Raw genomic sequence first — 20,791 nt, forward strand, 5'->3', positions numbered from 1 at the left:
GTCACGATCGACCGCGCAGCCGCCTCGGTGCTGGGTTCCGGGTTCGGGTCCCCCGGTTCGGGCCTCAGACCCGGCGGGCCAGGAGGATCGCGTCCTCGAGTTCGGCCGGTTCACCCGACGGCGAGGTCACTTCTCGGATGCGGGTGTCGGCGAGTTCGATCTCCCACCGGTCGGGGCTGGCGCCGATGAGGAGGGCGAAGTCTCCGTTCGGGCTGACCAGTTCATGGTGGTGGTCCATGCCGTGTTCGAACTTCTCGCTGTGTTCGGCGGCCCACGGCGGCATCGTCGCATGGGAGACGAGCAGGAGGGCACCGCCCGGTGCCACGTGAGCGGCGACGCGGGTGAGGAGCTCTTCTCGGGTGTCGGGCAGCCGGGTGTGGAGGAAGGATCCGGTGACGAGGTCGAAGCCGCCTCGGCGATCTGGGTCTGCCGGTTCCCAGGTGGAGACGTCGGCGACGGCGAATTCGGCGGAGATTCCGCGGGATTCGGCGGCCCGGCGGGCTCGGTCGATGGCCGTGGTCGACAGATCGATGCCGGTGGCGTCCCAGCCGTTCTCGGCCATCCAGACGACGTCCGCGCCCTCACCGCAGCCGACGTCGAGGACGCTGCCGGAGGTCATCTCGGAGACGACGGCGACGAGGGATTCGTTCGGGTTTCCGGACCAGATTGCGTCGTCGGCCTCGGCGTAGCGCTCTTCCCAGGCGGCCACGGAATCGGGCACGCCGGAATTGCCTGCGGCGGCGCTGTCTGCGTGGGTGTGGTCGTTGTGGCTGCTGGTCGCGGTCACTTGTCGACGCCCGGGTCGGCAGGGATCGAATCGGGTGCGGCGCCGTCAGCGCCGTCGGTCTCTGCGGCAGCGGCCGCTTCCTGTTTGGCCAGTTCGGCACGGACTTCGTCCATGTCGAGTCCCTTGACGGCGGTGATGACCTGCTCGAGCTGCGGGGCGGCGAGCGCGCCGGGCTGGGCGAAGACGACGATGCCCTGGCGGAAGGCAACGAGGGTCGGGATCGAGGAGATCGCGAAGAGTCCGGCCAGCTGCTGCTGGGCTTCGGTGTCGATCTTGCCGAAGACGATGTCGGGGTTGGCCTCGGCGGCCTGTTCGAAGACCGGGGCGAACTGCTTGCAGGGGCCGCACCAATCGGCCCAGAAGTCGAGAAGGATGATCTCGTTGTCGTTGATGGTCGACTCGAAGTTGTCTTGCGTGATTTCGATCGTAGACATGCCATCCAGTCTAGGAGCCGCGGATGAATATCGCCTGGACGGAGGTCATCGACGGCTCCCTGCCGGCTTCAGCCGGGGCAACCAGCGCTGCAGCAGTCTGGGGTGGCGCGAGCCGGGTCAGCGGACGAGCCGGGTCAGCCGACGATGTCCGTGATCGGTTCGTCGTCGATGATGGAGGTGAACACGTCGTCCGCCTCGGCGGATTTGACCACCCGGTTGGGGTCCTCCGGTGCGGGTGCCCATGGCATGATCTCGAATGTGATGTCGTCCTCGGGCACGGAAGCCACCGTCGTGGCCAGGGAGGCGAGCGCTCGCATCGAGTCGAGTTCGTCGTCGACGCCGATCGTCGAGGTCACAGCGTCGAGGAATCCGTACAGGCGGTCGGGCCGGGTGAGGACCTGGCCGCTCTTGGCGCGGTCGATGATGGCCTCCATGACCATCTGCTGGTTGCCCATGCGGGAGATGTCGCTGCCGTCTCCCACGGCGTGCCGCGTCCGGGCCAGGGCGAGGGCGTCGTCACCGCCGATCGTCTGGTGCCCGGCGGGCAGATCGAGGTTCGCCTTCGGGTCCGTGAGAGGCTCGTCGAGGTCGACGGTGATTCCGTCGAGCGCGTCGACGATCGCTGAGAATCCGTCGAAGTCGACGTTGATGAAGTGGTCGACGCGCACCCCGGTGAGTTCCTCCGCCGCTGATACGGAGCAGGCCGGACCCGCATTGAGGGCCGAGTTGATCATCCCGTGCGTGGCCGCCGACGCGCCGTGGCCGGTATCGTCGCAGGCGGGAATGTCCATGATCGTGTCACGTGGGATCTGCACGGCGTCGATGCGGCCGCCGTCGGCGGCGACGTGAGCGAGGATCATCGCATCGCTGCGGGCACCCTCGGCACTGCCGAATCCTTGCCCCGAGGCGGCCCCGGAGTTCGCGCCTTCACCTGTGCCCAGGTCCTCGGAGGCATCCTTTGCCGAGGCGAGATCGCGAGTGTCGGATCCGATGATGAGGACGTTCGTCTCATCCGTGAGCTTCTCGGGGACGTCGCCGCCGTGGGCGCGCAGCGGCGACGAGGTGATATTCGCGCCGAGGTTGTGCACCGCCACCGCGATCGTGACGGGGGCGCCGATGATGAGGACCGCAGCCACGGCGACGAAGGTGCGCCGGCGCCGGTACTTCGCGGCGAGGCGTCGCTGTCGGCGGGGTCCTGGCTGCGGTGATGATTCTTCGTTGTCCACGGTTCGGGTGCTCCTGCGTCCGGGGTCACGGCGGATTGCATACAAAACGGAATGTATACAATCCTAGATGCCTGCGCGGTCGAGTGCACATCGCTGTGTTCCATCTCTCGACTGAAATCATTCGGCCGAAATCACCCGCAGAGCGATCACTCTGTTAAGCTGGACTTGTTCTCGCACAGAAATGTGCGGAGCAGATGGTGTCTGAAGAGCAGGTAGATTCGCTCGTCACCATGTGTTTGCCCGTCGGCGCGTGTCTGCCTTCCGCGCCCCTCATGATTTTTCCCAGTTCAGTCGTCTGACGACTTCCGTCCAGCACCTTCGAGTGCATCACCGAAACCGAGTATCCCCACGATTTCGTCTGAGACAGAGACCTCACATCAGAGAACTCATCCTCACCAGCGATTCCGAGTCCTCGGTTCACCCACAGATTTTCGTTGGATCTGCGTCTGAAGATCCAGTCCAGCCAGCGGGAAAGCCGGATCCAGCAATGGGTTCGACCATCACGATCGCAGCAGCGGTCATCAGTTAAAAAATAAGGATACAAAGATTATGGCAACAGGTACCGTGAAATGGTTCAACGCGGAAAAGGGTTTCGGATTCATCCAGCCTGACGACGGTTCGGCTGACGTGTTCACTCACTTCTCCGCGATCGAAGCCTCCGGCTACCGCGAGCTCACCGAGGGTCAGAACGTCGAGTTCGACTCGGAGATGGGCTCCAAGGGCCTGCAGGCGACTCGCGTCCGCGGCCTCTGAGACTCTTTGAGAGTCTCACCTAGAGACTTCTGAGATTCACCGGCGACCCTGCGTTCACACACTTGGTGTGAGCGCAGGGTCGCTGTCATCTCCTCCCCAATTACTACCTGACGGGGGCGCAGCAACCTGGCGCGAGGTTGCTGGGCCGCCCTCGGGTAGTTTCGGGAGAGCCAAGAGCTTCTATTGACAAGCTCCTTTGCTCTATCAAACGTCGGTGCCAACGATCATAGACCGTCACATCGGAGGAGCGATGCAGCACAAGGGACTCACCCGTTGGATCGTCGCGTACATCCTGCTCGCTGCTGCCTGCATACTGAGTTCCCAGGCGGCCCCGTTCCATGACTTTGCCGGGTTTCTGTGGCTCTTGGCCCTCGTTCTGCTGATCACCGCCACGACACTCGCGGTCATTCGTGATCGCCGGCGACGCCGATCAAGCTGAACACTCCGGCAGCCCCACGCACGTCGGCTCGCCCGGTTATCCTGAACTCATGCCGCCCCGCGACACTGCCCGTCTGCGCCTGCGGGAGATGACCGACGACGATCTCGACGATATGGCCGCCCTCCTCGGCGATCTGCGAGTGATGGAGTATTACCCTCACCCCAAAGACCGCACCGAGGCGGCTGAGTGGATCCGCTGGAATCGACGCAATTACGCCGAACACGGGTTCGGACTGTGGATCGTGGAAACACACAAAGGTGAGTTCCTCGGCGACTGCGGGCTGACGTGGCAGACCGTCAACGGCACACCACACCTTGAGGTCGGTTTTCATGTGAAGCCGTCCGCCCAAGGCAAGGGGTTCGCCACCGAGGCGGCTCTGGCCTGCGTCGATCACGCTCGAGAGCTCGAGGTCGCTGCAATGCTGACCGCCATCATCCACCGCGACAATCGACCGTCGCGGCGTGTGGCCGAGAAGCTCGGAATGCAGCGCAACCCCGAACTCCGACACAAGTCCCCGGTCCACGAGGTGTTCTCCCTGGACATGTGATCGCCCCTATTACTACCTGACGGGGGCCCAGATACCTCGCGCGAGGTTGCTGGGCCGCCGTCAGGTAGCAATTAGTGGTGGGCTAGGAAAGTGCAGAAGTCCTCGACTCCGGTGAGCTCGATGTCGTTCCGCCGCCGGGTCTCCCACGCCGAGCGGGTCAGGCGCCAGCGTTGGATGCGTCCCGGCTCGCCTCGGCGGATGTCCCAGTCGACGCCGTTGCGCTCGTATCCCAAGGCTTCAGACACCTTGTTCGATCCGATGCTGTCGACGAACGCATCGGAACCAGCTTCTCTCGCTCCGAGCCCCGCGAACGCGAGATGCAACAGAGCACTGCGCATCTCGGTACCGAGACCGCGACCGCGTACATCCGTCGACAGCCAGGAGAATGACGCGAACGTCCCGCAGGAGTCGAATTTCTCCGCAATGAGATCCTGCATCCCCACTGCCTCACCATCGACGAGGACAGCGAAGGCCAACCGGAAGTCAGAAGGAGAGAAGCGCCCCCGTCCACGCCATACGCTCTGGAGCCACCTGCTCACCCGCACGTCCGGGTCGGACTCGTAGAACGACATCGGATCGTCGTAGGGGGCGGGTTCCGCGAAAACCTTGCCGTCCCGCACGAGAGGGGCGAGCGCCGCGAGCATCTCATCCGCGGCACCGACGAGTTCGAGTCGGGGAGTCTTCACCCGGATCTGCAATGGCGGGTAGCCGATCATGCAACCAACCTAGGCCAGCCGGCCCGAATCCACAATGGTCCGGCAACTCCAGGTAGCGTGGGGTTCGACTCCAGGATGCCGATAGCAGGTGGTGGCCCATGACCGAACCCGATCGCCCGACCCCGACGACCGTCGTCTTCGACCTCGGCAATGTGCTCATCGGCTGGGACCAGACAGGGCCTATGGCCGATCGCATGAGTGCCGATGAATGGCATTCCTTCGCCGAAGCGGCCGACTTCCCCACGCTCAATACCGCAGCTGACTCCGGCGTTCCGATCACCGATATCGTCGCCCGAGCCGCCGAGGCGGACCCCCGCCACGGTGAGATCGTCGCCGGCTACTACGAGAACTTCGACAAGTCCCTGACCGGTCCGATCGACGGCATGGCCGAGATCGTCGCAGATCTCAAGACCGCCGGCATCCGCCTGGTCGGGCTGTCGAACTGGTCGGCCGAGACCATCCACCATGCCCCCGTCGTCGCCCCGGCGATCAGCGAACTCGAAGACATCGTCGTCTCGGGAAAGGTCGGCCTCGTCAAACCCGATTCGGCAATCTTCGAACTGACCCGGGACCGATTCGCCCTCGACCCGGCCCGGACTGTCTTCGTCGATGATCTGCCCGCCAACGTAGAGGCAGCCGAACGCCTCGGCTTCATCGGCCACGTGTTCTCAGGAGCCGCCTCACTGCGCACGGACCTGTCCGAACGAGGGCTGTTTAGGTCTTACTAAGACCTTGCATCCGGTTACTTATTGGACCTTCAGTCCGACTGAAGTGACAGTCTTAGATCCGAACCTTCACTTGAGTCTCTGCGAAGGTCGAAGGTCTTCCAGCGTCCGAAGTCGTTCTAGCGCACCGTCTATTTTGGTTGCGGCCTCGTGAACCACCGCCTCAACCAACGCCAGGCATCCCACTTGGCTATCAAAAAATGAAACGTCGACGGCGGCCTGCAGTACGACGTCGGAAATACCAGCGACCGGCGACAACCATTGGTCAGTGATCAACGCGACCGAAGCAGAGTTTCTCTTTGCGGCCTCAGAAACCTGGAAAAGATGCTCCTGATATCGCCTGACGTCAAGAACAAGCAAAACGTCTTGCCGCCGCAGATCGGTAACAACATGAAGGTCACGTCCCATCGGATCTTCCAAGAACGAGACGTTCGGCCTCACCTTCGATAGCTGCAGCTGAGCTACGCGGCCAACCAGCCCGCTGTAGTGTCCCCCAACAACCACCACGCGATTCGATACCTTTGTCAGCATCTTCACCAAGCGGTCGATTTCCGAACGTGGATTCTGCTGAAAAGTTCTAGTGATGAGATCCGCCCGGTCCGTCCCGCTCGAGGAGAACTCGTCTGAAAAACCTCGCCCAGCCGTCTCTGCCTCAGCCCGTATAAGCGGACTCGCCGATCTCGTCGTCAATTCGGTCCGCAGACGATCCTGCATTTCGACGAAGCTGTTGAATCCGAGCTGCGTACAGAAACGCACGACCGAAGCAGAACTCGAACTAGCCAAGGCCGCTAGTGACGATGTTGTCCCCAAACCAGCACTCGGATAGTCGGCCAGCAGAGCACGAGCAATCCGGCGACTGGCGGGACTGAGCGAATCAATCGACGAGTTGACCGTCTCCGCGACTGTTTCCATCGTATGACTCCCGAGAATGAAGCGTACATTTCAAATGTGATCCACATTGCAGTTATGAAACAACTATGCCAAGCTGATCTCGCTCAGCACAAATGAAAGGAACATCACATGACTGAAACCATCCTCCGATCGTTTGGCCAGAGTACCGAGCCGCTTCTCATCGTTCATGGCGGTGCCGGACATCGATCGACTCCCCTTACCTCGGATGGTACAGCCAGCGCGCATGTAGCGTTGGAGAAAATTCTCGAAGCAGGCTACTCAGTACTCAGCGCGGGCGGCTCTGCAGTCGACGCAGTCGTTGCCGCGGTCCGCGAACTCGAGGATGCCCCCGATTTCAATGCGGGCCACGGGGCCGCACTCACTGCGTCAGGAACCGTTGAACTCGACGCTTCGATCATGGCTGGTGACGGCCGCTCGGGGGCCGTCACCGGTGTATCTACCGCTCGCAACCCCATTTCGGTTGCTCGCGCGGTGATGGACAAAACCGACCACCTGTTATTCGCGACACCGACTCACGAACAGCTGAGTAAGTGGGACGTCGAAACAGTCGATCCCGAATACTTCATCACGGAGAAAAGGCGAGAGGAGCTCGCCGCCTTTCAGAAGCAGCCTGACGCCTTGCTCCAGCACGGCACAGTCGGTGCCGTCGCTCGCGATGCAGACGGGAATCTGGCAGCAGCAACTTCCACCGGTGGAATCGTCAATCAGCAGCCAGGCAGGGTAGGCGACACACCGCTGGTAGGTGCCGGGACATTCGCTGACGACGGAACAGTGGCTGTCTCTTGCACCGGCACGGGAGAAGTATTCATGACTGAAGTCGCAGCTCACAGCGTGCACGATCGAGTTTCTCTCGGAGGAGCCTCTCCAAATGAGGCGGCAGTCGCAGTCCTCGACCGAATCGCAATTCGCGGCGGGATGGGAGGAATGATCGTCATTCCGACGTCTGGTACGGGGCTCGCGGCTTACAACAGCGGCGATATGTTCTACGGGTCATTCGATTCCACAGGTACATACACGCACGTGTGAACGTCCAGCCCGGGGAAACCGGTAGCTGGAGTTGACGATTACTTGATTAGGAGAGATATGTCAGTTCAAGCACCCACTGACGAGGACAGGCAAAGTCGCTTGTCCCGAGGAGTGATGAAACTCCTCGAAGCAGTAGACCGTGCAGGCAACAAACTGCCTCACCCATTCTGGATCTTTGTGGGCCTTGCCGTCATCGTCGCCCTGCTCAGCGCACTGTTCGCTCGCTTGGATCTTTCTTCAGTTAATCCCACTGACGGCAAAACAGTGGCCGTCAAGAGTTTGCTCACGTCCGAAGGCATCCAGATGATGCTGGACGGTGCGATCGAGAACTTCGTGAACTTTCCCCCTCTGGGGTTGATTGTTGTGGTCGCACTTGGAGTGTCTATCGCAGACGCAACGGGGCTGTTGCCCTCCCTGATGCGGGGAATGCTTTCCAAGGTCAATCCCCGCTACGTGACCTTCATGATCGCAATCACCGCAATGGCCGCTCAGATTGCCGGAGACGCGGCCTTTGCTGTAATGATTCCACTGGCGATGATTGCCTACCGCGCGGTCGGGCGCAGTCCGATAATCGGAGCTGTCGTGGCATATGTTGCTGTAGGTGGAGCAAGCAGCGTTGGACTGATTCCCACCGGAACCGACGCGGTATTTGCCGGTCTGACGACCGCCGCGGCCCACACGATCGACCCGAGCTATAACGTCAATCCTCTATCTAACTACTATTTCTCGGCTTCATCGTCCATTGTGTTGGCTCTCTCCATCACTTTGGTTGTTGAACTGGTTGTGGCCAAACGAGTCGCGTCCCTCGAGGCGGCAGAACCTTCAATAGACGCAGATCCGCTACCGGACATGAAGCTCAAGCTTTCTGAGCAACGTGGCATGATCGGCGCGGGAATCGCCACGGTCCTGTTCTTCGGTCTCCTTATCCTGGCAACCGTGCCGGCGAGTTCGCCCCTCCGCGGAGAGGGTGGAAGTGTTGTCGATTCACCTCTGATGAACAATATCGCCGTCATCATGATGTTGTTCTTCAGCACTGTGGGCATCGTCTATGGTGTCATTGTCGGTTCAATCAAAAAGTTCAGCGACATCCCCGAGCTCATGGCTCCTGGCGTCTCTGCTCTCGTTCCAGTCGTGGTTCTCTTCTTCGCCGCTTCACAATTCTTGGCCTACTTCAAATGGACAAATATGGGGCAAGTCATTGCGATTGAGGGGGCAGGACTCCTCGACCGCATAGGTGCAGCTCCAATCGTCATTTTTGTCGTCGCCGTGCTGTTTATCAGCTGCCTCAATTTGGTGCTCACCTCGGGTTCGGCAATGTATGCATTCGTCGCACCTGTTCTCGTGCCGATGCTCATGCTCCTCGACATTGCACCAGAGACCACTCAGGCGATGTTCCGCATCGCTGATGCGCCGACAAACAGCTTGACCCCAATGAGCCCGTACTTCGTTCTTGCCCTCGGATTCATCCGGCAACATCGACCCACGGCTGGTGTCGGCACGTTGATGTCGCTGGTCCTTCCGATCGCCTTGGTCAATCTCGTCGTCTGGCTGGTCCTTTTCATCTTGTGGTACCTGGTGGGTCTCCCACTGGGGCCAGGAGTAGCCGCTCGGTAGCCTCGTGGTTGGTGCCGCGTTGGTCTTCTCGGCACCAACCGCGCACCGTTTGATCCGGCAGGTGCCCATCCTTGTGCACTTCCCGTCCGTCTCTGCATAGCTCTTCCACCCACCACCTGCAGTTGTCGCAGCGTTTCGCACAACTGAGAATTTGGTACCGTTCGAAGCGCCATCCACGCTGATCCTGTGAGAAATGTCCGCGCCTGGAGGGCCCACTCGCGGCCTGAGCACAGGAGCCCACGATGACGACACCTTCATTCCTCGACTCCATCGGTTCCCAGCTCGACTGGCAGCGCGAGGTCTACAAAGACCTTCACCGCGATCCTGAGGTCAGCTTCGACGAGCACAAGATCGCCGATCGTATCGCGGCCGAACTCACCGTTCTGGGGCTTGATGTCAGCCGCATCGGGGAGATAGGTCGCGTCGCGGTGATCGAGAATGCCGAAGGGCCCACCGTCCTAGCTCGAGCCGATATCGATGCTCTCCCAGTCACCGAGGACACCGGCCTCGACTTCGCGTCCGAGGTCGACGGAGTCATGCACGCCTGTGGACACGATATGCATGCTGCCGCCCTCCTCGGCGCGGTCCGACTGCTCAATGAGAATCGTGATGCCTGGTCAGGCACGTATATCGCGCTCTTCCAACCGGCAGAGGAGAACGCTGCCGGAGCAAAGGCGATGATCGACGACGGTCTGACGTCGAAGATTCCAGCACCTGATGTGGCCTTGGCTCAACACGTTATGCCGATGCCGGCGGGCAAAATCTATACCTCTGCGGGACCGGTGATGTCGGCCGGAGACTCGGTGAAGATCACTGTCTTCGGTCGCGGTGCCCACGGGTCGATGCCGCATCTGTCCGTCGACACTGTCGTGCTCGCGGCCGCGATTGTCCTGCGCCTGCAGACGATCGTGTCCCGGGAAACCGAACCCGGCGAGTTCGTCGTCGTCACCGTCGGTGCGTCGAACGCTGGGCCGAAGTCGAATATCATCCCTGATCGCGCCGAGCTGCTGCTCAACGTCCGCACCTACGACACTGCGGTACGCAAGAGAGTCATCGCGTCGATCGAGCGGATCGTCCGCGGCGAATGCGAGGCTGCCGGGACGCCGAAGGAACCGACCTTCGAGTACTTCGACCAGTTCCCGCTGACGGTCAACAGCGAGGCGGTCAATGACACCATCACCGAGGCGGTCCAGGAGGCGACACCTGCGACCGCGTCGGACCGCGATCTCTCCTACGAGAGCTTCCCGTGTGGTTCGGGCATTCGGTCTCGGTCATAGGTGATCGTCGTGTACCCGTGGGGAATCGGAGTGCCGTCCTCGTCGACTCCGACGAATACGATCTTGTCGATGCTGAGGATGGATCTGCGAGTGATCATATTGCGCACCCGGGCCCTCATCGTCAGTGAGGTGCGTCCGAAATGCGTGGCGAGGAGCCCCATCTCGATAAGATCGCCTTCCCTCGCCGAAGCCTGGAAGTCGATCTCGGAGATCAGCTTCGTCACAACTCGATGGTTGCCGAGCTGGATGATCGCGTAGATCGCGGCCTCCTCGTCGATCCACCTCAGTAGGCTGCCGCCGAAGAGGGAGCCGTTGGCGTTGAGGTCCTCAGGCCGCACCCATTTGCGGGTATAGAAGTTCATCCCCTCCACATCGTGGCGGGCGGAGCTCTCTGTGGGCTGTGCCGTCGCTGTCATGCGATCAGAGTAGCGAGGAGTTGTTTCGCCCTCGTTTCGTCCGTGTCACCGCTTTTCGACGTCATCCTTCATGGCGGTGAGGGTTTGCCGGATGTTCAATCGCTGGAAGTCCGCGAAGCTCCGGCCCCGTGTGACGATGTGGTCGAAGACCCAGGCCAGCCAGTCGGGCCAAGAGCGGCGATCGTCTGTCCACGACTCCGTCACTCGAGTCGCCTCGCCGAGGTCTTCGAACTCGTATGCCCAGCTCGCGTTCGGTCCTTCGATGCTGGGAGTTCGGGGCCCGATCCGGCGCACGGTGAAGGCGAACCGTTTGCCGGGCACAGATTCGGTGACGACGCATTCGGTCACCCACGTCGCCGGCCCGCGACGGTTCGTGCCTTCGAAGACATCGCCTGTCTGCAGCGGACCTGCAGTCGTGCGCGTGCTGGCTCCGGTGTTCTCCGGGCTCCATCGGGCCATCTGGGTCGGATCGGCGATCTGCTCCCAGAGCCCGGCGGCGTCGGCTTTGATCACCATACTGTCGCTGACCTGCATCGTTCGCGTCATCGTCGTCCCTTCTCGATGTGGTAGTGCACGCACCTGAAACCGGCCGTGCACATGGCCCCATTCAAACACGGGTCCTGAATTAGCCTGGGCACATAGCCGACTCTGCGATGAACGACGAGATCATCGCCTTCCGCCTCCGAGCTCATCACCTCGGTGAGCGACTCAGCCACAACTCACTTCTTGACGCCGCGGAAGCCTGCGGCATCCAGAACAGCCCACCGGGATCCGCTCTGACCGCACTCCATGCGCGGGGCGCCGACCGCATCCGACGACAGCGAAGGCGACCGGACCAGATCCGAACTGCTGCGCCGTTGACTGCACTGCTATCAACCGTCGACTGAGCATGACGATTGCAACCTTCGGCACCGTCTCGACGTCGGTGAAGAGCGCAGTGACCGCTGAGGCAGAGGCGATCGGCGCACTGCGCGAGTCAGACGCCGTCGACATCGAATTCGCGTCAGTTTGAGATCATTCGGCGAGTTCGCTGATCAGCACGCGAGCAAGGGCTCCGAGTCGGAATCGCTCGGGAATCACGGTTCTGATGCCCTGTTCATGCAGCGGTGCTGCGGTGACGTCGCCGACTGCTGCCGCCACCACCGATTCGTTGAACGCCTCGATCACGGCCGACAGCAGTCCCTGCTCCTCGGCCGCGGTGAGAAATGCTGCCGCCCCGGGTGCTGAGGTGAAGGCCACGGCATCGCACCTGCGCTCCGCGACGAGTCGGACCGCGTCGATCACGGCGGCCGGATCGGGTGCCGGACCCCAGCGGTAGATGACGAGGGAGCGGACATCGGCGCCAGCTGCGGCGAAGGCCTCATCAAGTCCGTCGGCGCCGGCACCGTGATGCTGTACGGCAATGCGCTCACCATCTACGCCCTCGCCGAGAAGGACCTGCTGGATCTCTGCGCTCGTCTCGGATTCCGCGACCCAGTGAGCGCTCAGTCCGGCCCCCTGAATCGCTCCGCGTGCCTTGGGGCCGCGGGCGTATATCCGTGCTCCGGCGAGCATCGAGTGCCATTCCTCGCGCAGACCCGCGGCTTCAGCCACGTCACCCCAGCCGGTGAATCCGACGCCGGTCGTGACCACGACGATGTCCGGCCTGTCCTCGATGAGTTCTCGGGTGCGGGTGACGAGTTCAGGGTCGTCGATATGCGGGATGACGGACAGGGTCGGGGCGTGCACGATCTTGGCACCGTGACGCTCGAGGGCGGAGGCGAGCTGTTCCGCGCGCCGCTGAGCTGTGAGCACGATGCGACGTCCGACCAGCTCGTCGCCGATGTCAGTTTGGGGCTGGTTCATGCTCATATCCTGGTCGCGCAGTCTCACCGGGGCAACTTCCGGCCTTCGAGAGCAGCCTGGTGGGCGAGCATCTCATCCTTGAGTCCCTGGACCACGGCGGCGATCGCCGGTCGCCGCATCGAATCGGGTCTGAGCACCATCCAGTAGGGCAGTCGCTCGGCCACCGAATCGGAGAAGAGTCGCACGAGGTCGGGGTGACGGTCGGCCATGAAACACGGGAGGAAGCCGATTCCGGCACCCGCACGCGTCGCTTCGACGTGAACGAAGACGTTCGTCGAGGTCAGTGCATCCTTCATCTCGGGAAACAGCCGCCTCGGCGCATCGAGGTCGTCGACCTGGAGCATTGAATCGACAAAATAGACGAGCCGGTGGTCGCTGACCTCCTCCACCGAGGCGGGGGTGCCGTTATCCGCGAGATAGTCACGCGAGGCGTAGAGACCGAGTTCGTAGTCACCGAGCTCGATCGCCTCTGCCCGATGCACGCGCGGTTCGCCGACGACGACCTCGATATCGAGACCGGACCGCTGCTGCAGGGCCTGCCTGGTGACGGTGACGATCTCGACGCTCAGCCCGGGATGCCGACGACGCAGCTTCGCGACCGCCGGGGAGGCGACATAGGCGCTGAACCCATCCGTCGCGGTCATCCGCACCACTCCGGACACCGTCTCCGGGCCCTGGCCGGGACTTTCGAGTTCAGCGACCGCGGTCTCCATCTGTTCGGCCACCGCAACGGCTCGTTCCCCGAGGTCGGTCAGCTCCCATCCGCCATCCGAGCGAGCCAGCACGCGTCCGCCCAAGGACTTCTCCAGGGCGGCGATGCGGCGGGAGACCGTCGAGTGGGTGAGACCGAGGTTGTGGGCCGCCGTCGTGAATTTGGCGGTGCGGGAGACGGCCAGCAGCACGAGCAGATCGTTGGGAGTGGTGTCCATGCCTGCCATAGTAGGCGGGCTTACTCAACGATCTGCGTCGGCAGCACAGCACGCGTTTCGGCACCCGTCGTCGACCGGATCATCTTCAGCACAGCACCCTTCTGCACGCTCACCGGTGAGAACCGCAGCCGGAACCGCGCAACAGGCGTCCCCTCGCCAGGCTTCGACTCCTTCCCGAACGGCGAAGACCGCGATGATGAGAGCTGCGACGGAATCGGCCCAGGCCCACCCGAACAGGCTGTTGAGCAGGACTCCGATCAGCACTGCGGCGCTGAGATAGGTGCAGATGAGGGTCTGCTTGGAATCAGCGACAGCCGTAGCAGATCCCAGTTCTCGTCCCGTCCTCCGCTCGAACCAGCTGAGGAACGGCATCACCAGCAGGCTGAGTGCGGCGATGATGATGCCGAGGGTCGAATGTTCCGGCTGGCGCGGGCCCACGATGGACAGAACAGCGTCCACGCTGACGTAGGCCGCGAGCGCGAAGAAGGATACTGCGATGACCCGCAGAGCGACCCGTTCCCGGCGCTGGGGTTCCGGTGCCGAGAACTGCCAGGCTACCGCTGCGGCAGAGAGGACCTCGACAATCGAATCGAGTCCGAACCCGATGAGGGCCGCCGAGGAGGCTGCTCCGCCTGCAGCAATGGCAACGAACGCTTCAATCACGTTCCAAGTGATGGTGATGGCAACGATGATTCGGATCCGCTTCCGCAGAACTGCCGCTCTGTCCCTTCGCAGCACCGTCTCGGTCATCGGCTCAGTCCAGCATCGCAGCAGCCGACCACCGTGCAGTCGGCATCGACACACGGAGCGTTCTCATCGACTGCCAGAGTCGTCTCGACAAGAGCAGTGAGGGCCGTTGCCAGATGAGGGTCGGCGATCTCATAACGCGTCCGCCGGCCTTCAGGTTCGGCCACCACGATTCCGCATCCCCGCAGGCAGGCGAGGTGGTTCGAGACGTTGGTGCGCGTCAGTCCCAGATCGCTTGCCAAGCGCGCAGGATAGCCAGGCTCGGACAGCAGCGACAGCAGCATCCGTGAGCGTGTGGGATCGGCCATCGCGCGGCCGAGGCGCTGCATGGCATCGACACGGGAAGCAATAGTCAGCATAGGCTGACTATACAGCGTGTGCTGACCTGTTGTCGCGGACCGCTCATGGCGGAATGAGTACTTCTCCGGCGTCTGCCGCCCGGTCGTCAGCGCACGTGCTGCTGTGACGGCGAACGCGTCCATCTCAGCAGTACGACGATGAGGCAGATGAGGAACACGATCCCCGAGGTGACCAGTCCGGTGACGAGGATTCCGATATCGGCGGGCAGATCGACGTCCTCGGCCGGCTTGGTCGGAGCCTTTCCTTCCGGATCGATGAGGACGGAGATCGTATCGCCCGTGTCGAAATCGTCGAATCCGTCCTTGCCGCGGTAGATCAGCGGTTCGGAGACTGGACCGCCGTCCGTATGCTGAAGCGTGTACGTGTGCGTATAGACCTTCCGGGCATGTCTGCCGTTCGAGTCATGCTCGGTCGTCACATCGACCTCGTGGTCCATGACGACCACCTCGGTGACCTCACCCGCCTGCGACAAGGCCACATCCTCGGCGAGCATCACCGTGCCGATGAGCGCAATGGCGACGAACGGCCCCGTGAACCAATACGCCCAGGCAGTGCCCATGATCGCTCTCATCGCCAGAGTGACACCGACGAAGAAGACGCACCCGAGGATGATGGTCACCAGCAGCACGGACGGGAACAGGTACCCGACGGCGAAGACCAGTCCGATGCCGACGAGGAACACAGCACCGGTGATGACAATGCTCAGCGGGTTCCGGCTGCCCTGATTCCAGCGGCTGCCGCTCGCACTGCCGCCCATCACTGCGGCATGTTGACGAACCGGGACTTCGCGCCCTGGAACGCCACGGGGATGTCCATCGTCGGACCGGCACGGTGCTTGGCGACGATGATGTCGGCCTCGCCGGCGCGTTCGTGTTCCTTGTCGTACATGTCCTCACGGTGGATGAGGAGGACCATATCCGCGTCCTGCTCGATCGATCCGGACTCACGCAGATCCGAGATCATCGGCCGCTTGTCCGTGCGCTGCTCGCTGCCTCGGTTGAGCTGGGACAGTGCGATGACCGGCACTTCGAGCTCCTTGGCCAGCAGCTTGAGCGAACGGGAGAACTCAGAGACCTCCTGCTGCCTCGATTCGACGCGTTTGCCCGAGGACATCAGCTGCAGGTAGTCGACGCAGACCATCTGCAGATTGTGCTGCTGTTTGAGCCGACGGCACTTTGCGCGGATCTCGGTCAACGCCATGTTCGGCGAATCGTCGACGAACAGCGGCGCATTGTTGATCCGGGCCTCGGTCGCGGCCAGTGTCGTCCAGTCGTGCGGGCTGAGTTCGCCGCGGCGCAGGTTCTGCAGCGGGATCTCCGACTCGGCCGAGAGCAGACGCATGACGAGTTCGTTCTTGCCCATCTCGAGCGAGAAGAACACAGCGGCCGCATCGTTGTGGATCGCGGCCGAACGGATGAAGTCGAGCGCCAGAGTCGACTTGCCGACACCGGGACGCGCGGCGATGACGATCATCGTGCCCGGGTGCAGACCGTTGGTGAGGTTGTCGAACTCGGTGAAGCCGGTGGGCACACCCGCGGTCTGCCCGTCGGTGTTGCCGTTGCGTTCGATCTCCTGGGCCACCTCGCCGAGGATGTCGGAGAGGATGACGTAATCTTCTGTCGTATGGCGTTCGGTGACCTTGTAGATCTCCGCCTGCGCGGAGTTCACGACGTCGTCGGTATCGCCTTCGGCGTCGTAGCCCATCTGCACGATGCGGGTGCCGGCCTCGACGAGGCGGCGCAGCACGGCCTGTTCGCTGACGATCGCGGCATAGTAGCCGGCGTTGGCCGCCGTCGGAACCGACGAGATGAGGGTGTGCAGGTAGGCGGCACCGCCGACGCGGGCGAGGTCGCCGGTCTTCGTCAGATAGTTCGCGACCGTCACCGAGTCCGCGGGCTCTCCACGGGAGTAGAGGTCGAGAACCGCTTCATAGATGGTTTCGTGAGCGGGCTTGTAGAAGTCGTCGCCCTTCATCGTCTCGACGCAGTCGGCGATGGCATCCTTCGACAGAAGCATCGCGCCGAGCACGCTCTGTTCGGCTTCGACGTCCTGCGGAGGGGTCCTCAGACCGTCATAGCCCTGGTCGTTGCTCACTTCAGTTCCTCTTCCTACACAGCCGCGTCGACGCGCACCCGCAGATGGTGCGCTCCAACTGTACCCGGAGACCCGAGGAGGGTCCCATCGGCCCGGTCACTCCCACCGAACCGGTGCCGACAATCCTAGGAGACGCCACTGACGCGAAACCGAGGCGGCCGACCCTGCGCGGGCAGCCGCCTCGGCGACGGTGCAGGTCACAGCATCGACAGGTGACCTATTCCCGCGCCCTCCCGGCCGTGGCCACGGAGTGCAGAATCGGCTTCGTCAGCTGCAGCCCGGCGCGGACGATGCCGATGCCGATGACCACTGTGAGCAGGATCGTGAGGAAGGTGACGGGCTTGAACACGAGCGCGGCTCCGGCCAGTGGCAGGACGAGCAGCAACCCGAGGCCTCCGGCCAGCAGGGACACCCAGATCGCCGGGGCCATGACGGCCCGCACCAGTACTCGGTGCAGCAGCCGGGTATCGGCGCCGGCGGCATAGAGGTCGGAGAAGGTGTCGGCTCGGTCGTAGATGTCGGCGACCTGGTTGATCACTGCGGACACCGCGATGAGCACGATCGCGATGCCCATGACGAGCAGTACCCCGGTGAACATATCGTGGAAGAGGTTGATATCGGAAGTGCCCATCGTCGCCGGGTCGTCCTCGGCGGCGTCGAGGCCGAGCTGCATCAGCGCCACCCCCGACCCGCAGACGGCCGCGGTGAACGAAGCCATCGCGAGTCCGGACACGCGTCGCCAGAACCGTTTGGGTTCGTCGGAGACCAGGCGAGCCGCGGTGAGGCGCTCCGGGGTGGCGGCCCGCCGACCGGACAGGTGAGCGAACCAGCGGACGAGGAGCCCGCCGAGGAGGTCGACGACGACCAGCGCGAGAGCGAAGAATCCGACCACCGCGCCGAGCACGATCCCCACGCCGAGACCGCCGCTCTGGGTGAGCGCGTACACGACCGGCAGCAGGCAGATCACGAGCACCGTGACGATGATCTTGGCCACGGGAAGCTTCCGCTCCAGACTCTTCGTCCGCACCCCCAACGGAGAGACCGCGACCTTGCGCAGACCCAGCAGGGCCGATCCCGCGCAGACCAGGGCCAGGAAGACGACCACGACGAGGATGAGCCACGCGGGCATGAGCATGTTCGCGTACCCGATGGGTTCGCCCATGAAGTGGATGAAGCTGACCGGCAGCGCCAGTCCGAGATACCCGAGCACCCCGAGGACGATGCCGGCCAGGGCCGGGATCAGCGGTTCGGCCACGGCGAGCGCAGTGATCTGGGAGCGTTGGGCCCCAAGCAGCGACATCGTCGACAGCCGTTCGTCCTGCCGGCGTGCCGACAGGGTCGCCGAGGCCGATGCCAGGGTGGAGGCGGGGATGATCAGCAGAGCCGTGGCCAGGGCCGCGAGGGTCTTGTACACGATGTCGAGGCCCTCGTCCGCGGGATCGGGGCTCGGTGGGATCTGGAAGAACATCCAGGTCCCCGCCGCCACGGTGAGGAACAGCGTGGCACACGCGAAGAACGCGGCGGCCACGAGCACGGAGCTCGCCGAGGTCAGCGATCTCCGTCCGAGGACGAGGGGAACTGCTGCGAAGGACGTGGACATCGGGTCTCCTCTCAGGCCACGGTCGCCTCGGCGGTAGCCCGGTTCTCGGGTGCCGCCTCGGCGAGGGTGCGGTTGTGGGGATCGATCTCGGTGACCCGGCGGACGAGCGGGCGGGTGACCTGCAGCCCCAGCCACACCATGGCAACCCCGGCCACGAGGACGGCGGCGACGGTTCCGATGGTGAACGGATCTCCGAGGTCGCTCACCGAAGCCATGAGCCAGGCGAGGATTCCGCCGAGGAACAGGGAGACGACGGTGACCAGCAGGATCGGCGACATCACGGCGTTGACGGTCACCCGGTGCATCATCTGCTGGGTCATTCCGGCGGCGTGGAGCTCGCGGTAGGTCGTGGCACGGTCGAGGATGTCAGCGGCCTGGTTGATCGTGGCCGAGACGATGACGAGGACGAAGGCGATGACCAGGGTGAGGATGAGTCCGGTGAAGATATCGTCGCCGAGGTGGACGTACGGACCCATGACCGCGCGGTCCTCGGCTGAGAAATCCTCCTGACCGCTGCGCATCATCGCCGTTCCCGCCCCGCCGACGACGGCGATGAACGTGATCATCGCCAGCCCGGCGACCCGGCGCCAGTACTGTCCGGGAGCGTCGGCGATCATTCCCGCCGCCATCACCGAGGCAGGACCGCGGGCGATTCTGCCGGCGATGCCGGCGTGGACACGGATGCACAGGACGCCGATGACGCTGATGAGCAGGAGGGTGATGCCGATCGTGGCGATGCTGTACATGATCGTCACCGCCACCGGCAGCTCCATCTGGGTGGAGATATAGGTCGCGATGGCCACGACGAGGATGAGCAGGATGGCCGTGATGACGCGGGCCAGGGGGAATCTCCGGGGCAGCGACCGGGTGCGCACGCCCAGCGGGGAGATCGTGATCTTGCGCAGGCCGATGAGTGAGGCGATCAGGCAGACGGCCAGGAGGCCGGCGACGACCGCGGCGAGCAGCCAGACCGGCATGAGCAGTGCCTGGTAGCCCAGGGGTTCGCCGACGAACGTGATGAAGCTCAGCGGCCAGGCGACCAGCAGGTAGCCGCCGATTCCGGCAAAGATGCCCAGCGATGCGGGGATGAAGGGTTCGGCGACGGCGATGAGGCGGATCGTGCTGGGTTGCGCCCCGAGCAGGGACAGGGTCGAGAGTCGTTCGTCCTGACGGCGGGCGCTCAATTTCGCCGAGGCGACCCCGAGGCTGGTCGCGGGCACGATGAGGAAGACCGTGGCGAGGACGGCGAGGAGGTGGTAGAGCTCGGCCACCTCGGCGTATCTGGAGACCTCGGGGCGATCGATGAATGCCCAGGCGCCGGCGGCCACGGTGAGGAAGATCGTCGCGCAGGAGAAGAAGGCGATCCCTACAAGGCGCGACGTCATCGAAGTCAGGGACTGTTTGGACAGGAGAAGGGGAAGGATGTTCATCACTGGGCGGCTTCCTGCATTGCCGAATCGGCGACGATGCGGCCGTCGGCGAGTCGGACGACACGGGAGCAGCGGGCGGCGACGTTCTCATCGTGGGTGACGACGACCAGGGTGGAGCCGCGGCCGACGGTGGAGCCCAGCAGCTCGGTGAGAACCTCGTTCGAGGTTCGGGAGTCGAGGGCGCCGGTCGGTTCGTCGGCGAAGGTGACGACGGGCTGGGTGACCTGGGCGCGGGCAATTGCCACCCGTTGCGCCTGACCTCCGGAGAGCTGTCCGATCCGCTTGTGTCCGTGCTCGCTCAGACCGAGACGGTCGAGCCAGGCCCGGGCGTGCTGGGTGGCGTCCGAGCGGTTCATGCCTGCGAGCATGGCGGCGAGCGCGACGTTGTCGATGGCGGTGAGCTCGGGCAGGAGCAGTCCCTGTTGGAAGACGAAGCCGAAGACCTCGCGGCGCAGAGCGGTGCGGCCGGATTCCTTGAGGGAGGTGATCTCGGCGGCGGCGCTGCGGTCGGTCGGCGAGAGTCGGATGCGGCCGCTGTCGGGACTGATGATGCCGGCCAGGCAGTGCAGGAGGGTGGTCTTGCCGGAGCCGGACGGTCCCATGATGGCCAGGGATTCTCCGAGGCCGATCGTGAGGTCGACTCCGGCGAGAGCATACGTCTGATTGAAGTGCTTCGTGACGTTTCCGGCGGTGATGATGGCGGGGTGCTGTTGGACGGGCTGCTGCGCTGCGGCAGGATGCTGTGAAGACGTCATGTCTCTATGTTTTCGCCCAATGGGCCTTGGCACTATGCGGTCAGCCCGTCAGCCGGTGCGGGATTTCCCAACCTCCGTTGACGGAAAACCGAGTTCGGGGCACCGGGCTTGACAGTCTTCCGACACCACCTCATCGACATGCGAGATCCGGGCTGGCTG

Annotated in this window: 23 protein-coding genes; 7 read left to right on the forward strand and 16 right to left on the reverse strand. The window is 63.4% G+C overall.

What is annotated here, in order from left to right:
- Positions 1 to 64: 64 nt before the first annotated feature.
- The 3 genes from ACSBQT_RS14095 to ACSBQT_RS14105 all read right to left on the reverse strand — a co-directional run bounded on the left by ACSBQT_RS14095 (position 65) and on the right by ACSBQT_RS14105 (position 2,447).
- Positions 65 to 787: a class I SAM-dependent methyltransferase gene (locus tag ACSBQT_RS14095; protein ID WP_410709288.1), complete on the reverse strand. Its 723-nt coding sequence runs from the start codon at positions 785 to 787 to the stop codon at positions 65 to 67.
- The gene (gene trxA, locus ACSBQT_RS14100; protein WP_039211761.1) at positions 784 to 1,221 is read right to left on the reverse strand and encodes a thioredoxin; all 438 of its coding nucleotides are present in this window, start codon (positions 1,219 to 1,221) and stop codon (positions 784 to 786) included. Before trxA ends, ACSBQT_RS14095 begins: the two co-directional genes overlap by 4 nt.
- Positions 1,222 to 1,355: 134 nt before the next feature.
- Positions 1,356 to 2,447, reverse strand: a complete 1,092-nt coding sequence (locus tag ACSBQT_RS14105; RefSeq protein WP_435001924.1) for an LCP family protein — start codon at positions 2,445 to 2,447, stop codon at positions 1,356 to 1,358.
- 549 nt (positions 2,448 to 2,996) lie between these two features.
- On the opposite strand from ACSBQT_RS14105, the gene ACSBQT_RS14110 reads away from it, so the two are divergent.
- Both ACSBQT_RS14110 and ACSBQT_RS14115 read left to right on the forward strand, forming a co-directional pair.
- Positions 2,997 to 3,200: a cold-shock protein gene (locus ACSBQT_RS14110; RefSeq protein ID WP_062240453.1), complete on the forward strand. Its 204-nt coding sequence runs from the start codon at positions 2,997 to 2,999 to the stop codon at positions 3,198 to 3,200.
- A gap of 488 nt (positions 3,201 to 3,688) precedes the next feature.
- Positions 3,689 to 4,186: a GNAT family N-acetyltransferase gene (locus tag ACSBQT_RS14115; RefSeq protein ID WP_410709291.1), complete on the forward strand. Its 498-nt coding sequence runs from the start codon at positions 3,689 to 3,691 to the stop codon at positions 4,184 to 4,186.
- A gap of 71 nt (positions 4,187 to 4,257) precedes the next feature.
- On the opposite strand, the gene ACSBQT_RS14120 is transcribed toward ACSBQT_RS14115, so the two are convergent.
- Positions 4,258 to 4,902: a GNAT family N-acetyltransferase gene (locus ACSBQT_RS14120; protein ID WP_410709292.1), complete on the reverse strand. Its 645-nt coding sequence runs from the start codon at positions 4,900 to 4,902 to the stop codon at positions 4,258 to 4,260.
- A 98-nt stretch (positions 4,903 to 5,000) separates the two neighbouring features.
- On the opposite strand from ACSBQT_RS14120, the gene ACSBQT_RS14125 reads away from it, so the two are divergent.
- Entirely contained in the window at positions 5,001 to 5,630 is a 630-nt protein-coding gene (locus ACSBQT_RS14125) for an HAD-IA family hydrolase (RefSeq protein WP_410709293.1), read from the forward strand.
- Between the two features lie 66 nt (positions 5,631 to 5,696).
- Here ACSBQT_RS14125 and ACSBQT_RS14130 read toward each other — a convergent pair whose 3' ends face one another.
- Entirely contained in the window at positions 5,697 to 6,539 is an 843-nt protein-coding gene (locus ACSBQT_RS14130; RefSeq protein ID WP_410709294.1) for a MurR/RpiR family transcriptional regulator, read from the reverse strand.
- Positions 6,540 to 6,647: 108 nt separating this feature from the next.
- Between ACSBQT_RS14130 and ACSBQT_RS14135 the strand changes: the two genes are divergently transcribed.
- The 3 genes from ACSBQT_RS14135 (at position 6,648) to ACSBQT_RS14145 (ending at position 10,456) form a co-directional block, all read left to right on the forward strand.
- The gene (locus ACSBQT_RS14135) at positions 6,648 to 7,565 is read left to right on the forward strand and encodes an isoaspartyl peptidase/L-asparaginase family protein (RefSeq protein ID WP_410709295.1); all 918 of its coding nucleotides are present in this window, start codon (positions 6,648 to 6,650) and stop codon (positions 7,563 to 7,565) included.
- Between the two features lie 114 nt (positions 7,566 to 7,679).
- Entirely contained in the window at positions 7,680 to 9,179 is a 1,500-nt protein-coding gene (locus tag ACSBQT_RS14140) for an AbgT family transporter (RefSeq protein WP_435001925.1), read from the forward strand.
- 242 nt (positions 9,180 to 9,421) lie between these two features.
- Positions 9,422 to 10,456, forward strand: a complete 1,035-nt coding sequence (locus ACSBQT_RS14145; RefSeq protein WP_435001926.1) for an amidohydrolase — start codon at positions 9,422 to 9,424, stop codon at positions 10,454 to 10,456.
- Here ACSBQT_RS14145 and ACSBQT_RS14150 read toward each other — a convergent pair.
- Together ACSBQT_RS14150 and ACSBQT_RS14155 are read right to left on the reverse strand one after the other, a co-directional pair.
- Complete coding sequence (locus ACSBQT_RS14150; protein WP_435001927.1) at positions 10,411 to 10,872, reverse strand: acyl-CoA thioesterase; 462 nt, start codon at positions 10,870 to 10,872, stop codon at positions 10,411 to 10,413. The two genes, ACSBQT_RS14145 and ACSBQT_RS14150, sit on opposite strands and share 46 nt — an antisense overlap.
- A 45-nt stretch (positions 10,873 to 10,917) precedes the next feature.
- Positions 10,918 to 11,418: an SRPBCC family protein gene (locus ACSBQT_RS14155; RefSeq protein WP_173157459.1), complete on the reverse strand. Its 501-nt coding sequence runs from the start codon at positions 11,416 to 11,418 to the stop codon at positions 10,918 to 10,920.
- A gap of 343 nt (positions 11,419 to 11,761) precedes the next feature.
- On the opposite strand from ACSBQT_RS14155, the gene ACSBQT_RS14160 reads away from it, so the two are divergent.
- On the forward strand, positions 11,762 to 11,884 hold the full coding sequence (locus tag ACSBQT_RS14160; protein WP_264800120.1) for a hypothetical protein: 123 nt from the start codon (positions 11,762 to 11,764) through the stop codon (positions 11,882 to 11,884).
- A 2-nt stretch (positions 11,885 to 11,886) separates the two neighbouring features.
- On the opposite strand, the gene ACSBQT_RS14165 is transcribed toward ACSBQT_RS14160, so the two are convergent.
- The 9 genes from ACSBQT_RS14165 to ACSBQT_RS14205 all read right to left on the reverse strand — a co-directional run bounded on the left by ACSBQT_RS14165 (position 11,887) and on the right by ACSBQT_RS14205 (position 20,632).
- Complete coding sequence (locus tag ACSBQT_RS14165; protein WP_039211752.1) at positions 11,887 to 12,717, reverse strand: uroporphyrinogen-III synthase; 831 nt, start codon at positions 12,715 to 12,717, stop codon at positions 11,887 to 11,889.
- A 23-nt stretch (positions 12,718 to 12,740) separates the two neighbouring features.
- Positions 12,741 to 13,646: a LysR family transcriptional regulator gene (locus tag ACSBQT_RS14170; protein ID WP_410709299.1), complete on the reverse strand. Its 906-nt coding sequence runs from the start codon at positions 13,644 to 13,646 to the stop codon at positions 12,741 to 12,743.
- A 24-nt stretch (positions 13,647 to 13,670) separates the two neighbouring features.
- Entirely contained in the window at positions 13,671 to 14,396 is a 726-nt protein-coding gene (locus ACSBQT_RS14175) for a cation diffusion facilitator family transporter (protein WP_410709300.1), read from the reverse strand.
- Positions 14,393 to 14,752, reverse strand: coding sequence for a Cd(II)/Pb(II)-sensing metalloregulatory transcriptional regulator CmtR (gene cmtR, locus ACSBQT_RS14180; RefSeq protein ID WP_410709301.1), 360 nt, complete (start codon positions 14,750 to 14,752; stop codon positions 14,393 to 14,395). Before cmtR ends, ACSBQT_RS14175 begins: the two co-directional genes overlap by 4 nt.
- Before the next feature lie 86 nt (positions 14,753 to 14,838).
- Positions 14,839 to 15,513: a hypothetical protein gene (locus ACSBQT_RS14185; protein WP_435001928.1), complete on the reverse strand. Its 675-nt coding sequence runs from the start codon at positions 15,511 to 15,513 to the stop codon at positions 14,839 to 14,841.
- A complete protein-coding gene (gene dnaB / locus ACSBQT_RS14190; RefSeq protein WP_039211746.1) occupies positions 15,510 to 16,847 on the reverse strand; it encodes a replicative DNA helicase in 1,338 nt (445 codons plus the stop codon). Before dnaB ends, ACSBQT_RS14185 begins: the two co-directional genes overlap by 4 nt.
- 217 nt (positions 16,848 to 17,064) lie before the next feature.
- The gene (locus tag ACSBQT_RS14195) at positions 17,065 to 18,447 is read right to left on the reverse strand and encodes an FtsX-like permease family protein (protein ID WP_435001929.1); all 1,383 of its coding nucleotides are present in this window, start codon (positions 18,445 to 18,447) and stop codon (positions 17,065 to 17,067) included.
- Positions 18,448 to 18,458: 11 nt separating this feature from the next.
- A complete protein-coding gene (locus ACSBQT_RS14200) occupies positions 18,459 to 19,877 on the reverse strand; it encodes an FtsX-like permease family protein (RefSeq protein WP_435001930.1) in 1,419 nt (472 codons plus the stop codon).
- Positions 19,877 to 20,632: an ABC transporter ATP-binding protein gene (locus ACSBQT_RS14205; RefSeq protein WP_435001931.1), complete on the reverse strand. Its 756-nt coding sequence runs from the start codon at positions 20,630 to 20,632 to the stop codon at positions 19,877 to 19,879. The genes ACSBQT_RS14200 and ACSBQT_RS14205 overlap by 1 nt, the downstream gene beginning before the upstream one ends.
- Positions 20,633 to 20,791: the final 159 nt, after the last annotated feature.

Source organism: Brevibacterium sp. H602 (genome assembly GCF_051172395.1).
In the GTDB taxonomy this organism is placed as follows: domain Bacteria; phylum Actinomycetota; class Actinomycetes; order Actinomycetales; family Brevibacteriaceae; genus Brevibacterium.

Bases quoted from the DNA above. Each gene is read 5' to 3' on its own strand.
- ACSBQT_RS14205 (WP_435001931.1), bottom strand. From the start codon at position 20,632: ATGACGTCTTCACAGCATCCTGCCGCAGCGCAGCAGCCCGTCCAACAG.
- ACSBQT_RS14140 (WP_435001925.1), top strand. From the start codon at position 7,680: ATGAAACTCCTCGAAGCAGTAGACCGTGCAGGCAACAAACTGCCTCAC.
- ACSBQT_RS14175 (WP_410709300.1), bottom strand. From the start codon at position 14,396: ATGACCGAGACGGTGCTGCGAAGGGACAGAGCGGCAGTTCTGCGGAAG.
- ACSBQT_RS14115 (WP_410709291.1), top strand. From the start codon at position 3,689: ATGCCGCCCCGCGACACTGCCCGTCTGCGCCTGCGGGAGATGACCGAC.
- ACSBQT_RS14195 (WP_435001929.1), bottom strand. From the start codon at position 18,447: ATGTCCACGTCCTTCGCAGCAGTTCCCCTCGTCCTCGGACGGAGATCG.
- ACSBQT_RS14110 (WP_062240453.1), top strand. From the start codon at position 2,997: ATGGCAACAGGTACCGTGAAATGGTTCAACGCGGAAAAGGGTTTCGGA.
- cmtR (WP_410709301.1), bottom strand. From the start codon at position 14,752: ATGCTGACTATTGCTTCCCGTGTCGATGCCATGCAGCGCCTCGGCCGC.
- ACSBQT_RS14155 (WP_173157459.1), bottom strand. From the start codon at position 11,418: ATGACGCGAACGATGCAGGTCAGCGACAGTATGGTGATCAAAGCCGAC.
- ACSBQT_RS14200 (WP_435001930.1), bottom strand. From the start codon at position 19,877: ATGAACATCCTTCCCCTTCTCCTGTCCAAACAGTCCCTGACTTCGATG.
- ACSBQT_RS14125 (WP_410709293.1), top strand. From the start codon at position 5,001: ATGACCGAACCCGATCGCCCGACCCCGACGACCGTCGTCTTCGACCTC.
- trxA (WP_039211761.1), bottom strand. From the start codon at position 1,221: ATGTCTACGATCGAAATCACGCAAGACAACTTCGAGTCGACCATCAAC.
- ACSBQT_RS14120 (WP_410709292.1), bottom strand. From the start codon at position 4,902: ATGATCGGCTACCCGCCATTGCAGATCCGGGTGAAGACTCCCCGACTC.
- ACSBQT_RS14160 (WP_264800120.1), top strand. From the start codon at position 11,762: ATGACGATTGCAACCTTCGGCACCGTCTCGACGTCGGTGAAGAGCGCA.
- ACSBQT_RS14145 (WP_435001926.1), top strand. From the start codon at position 9,422: ATGACGACACCTTCATTCCTCGACTCCATCGGTTCCCAGCTCGACTGG.
- ACSBQT_RS14135 (WP_410709295.1), top strand. From the start codon at position 6,648: ATGACTGAAACCATCCTCCGATCGTTTGGCCAGAGTACCGAGCCGCTT.
- ACSBQT_RS14170 (WP_410709299.1), bottom strand. From the start codon at position 13,646: ATGGACACCACTCCCAACGATCTGCTCGTGCTGCTGGCCGTCTCCCGC.
- ACSBQT_RS14130 (WP_410709294.1), bottom strand. From the start codon at position 6,539: ATGGAAACAGTCGCGGAGACGGTCAACTCGTCGATTGATTCGCTCAGT.
- ACSBQT_RS14150 (WP_435001927.1), bottom strand. From the start codon at position 10,872: ATGACAGCGACGGCACAGCCCACAGAGAGCTCCGCCCGCCACGATGTG.
- ACSBQT_RS14165 (WP_039211752.1), bottom strand. From the start codon at position 12,717: ATGAACCAGCCCCAAACTGACATCGGCGACGAGCTGGTCGGACGTCGC.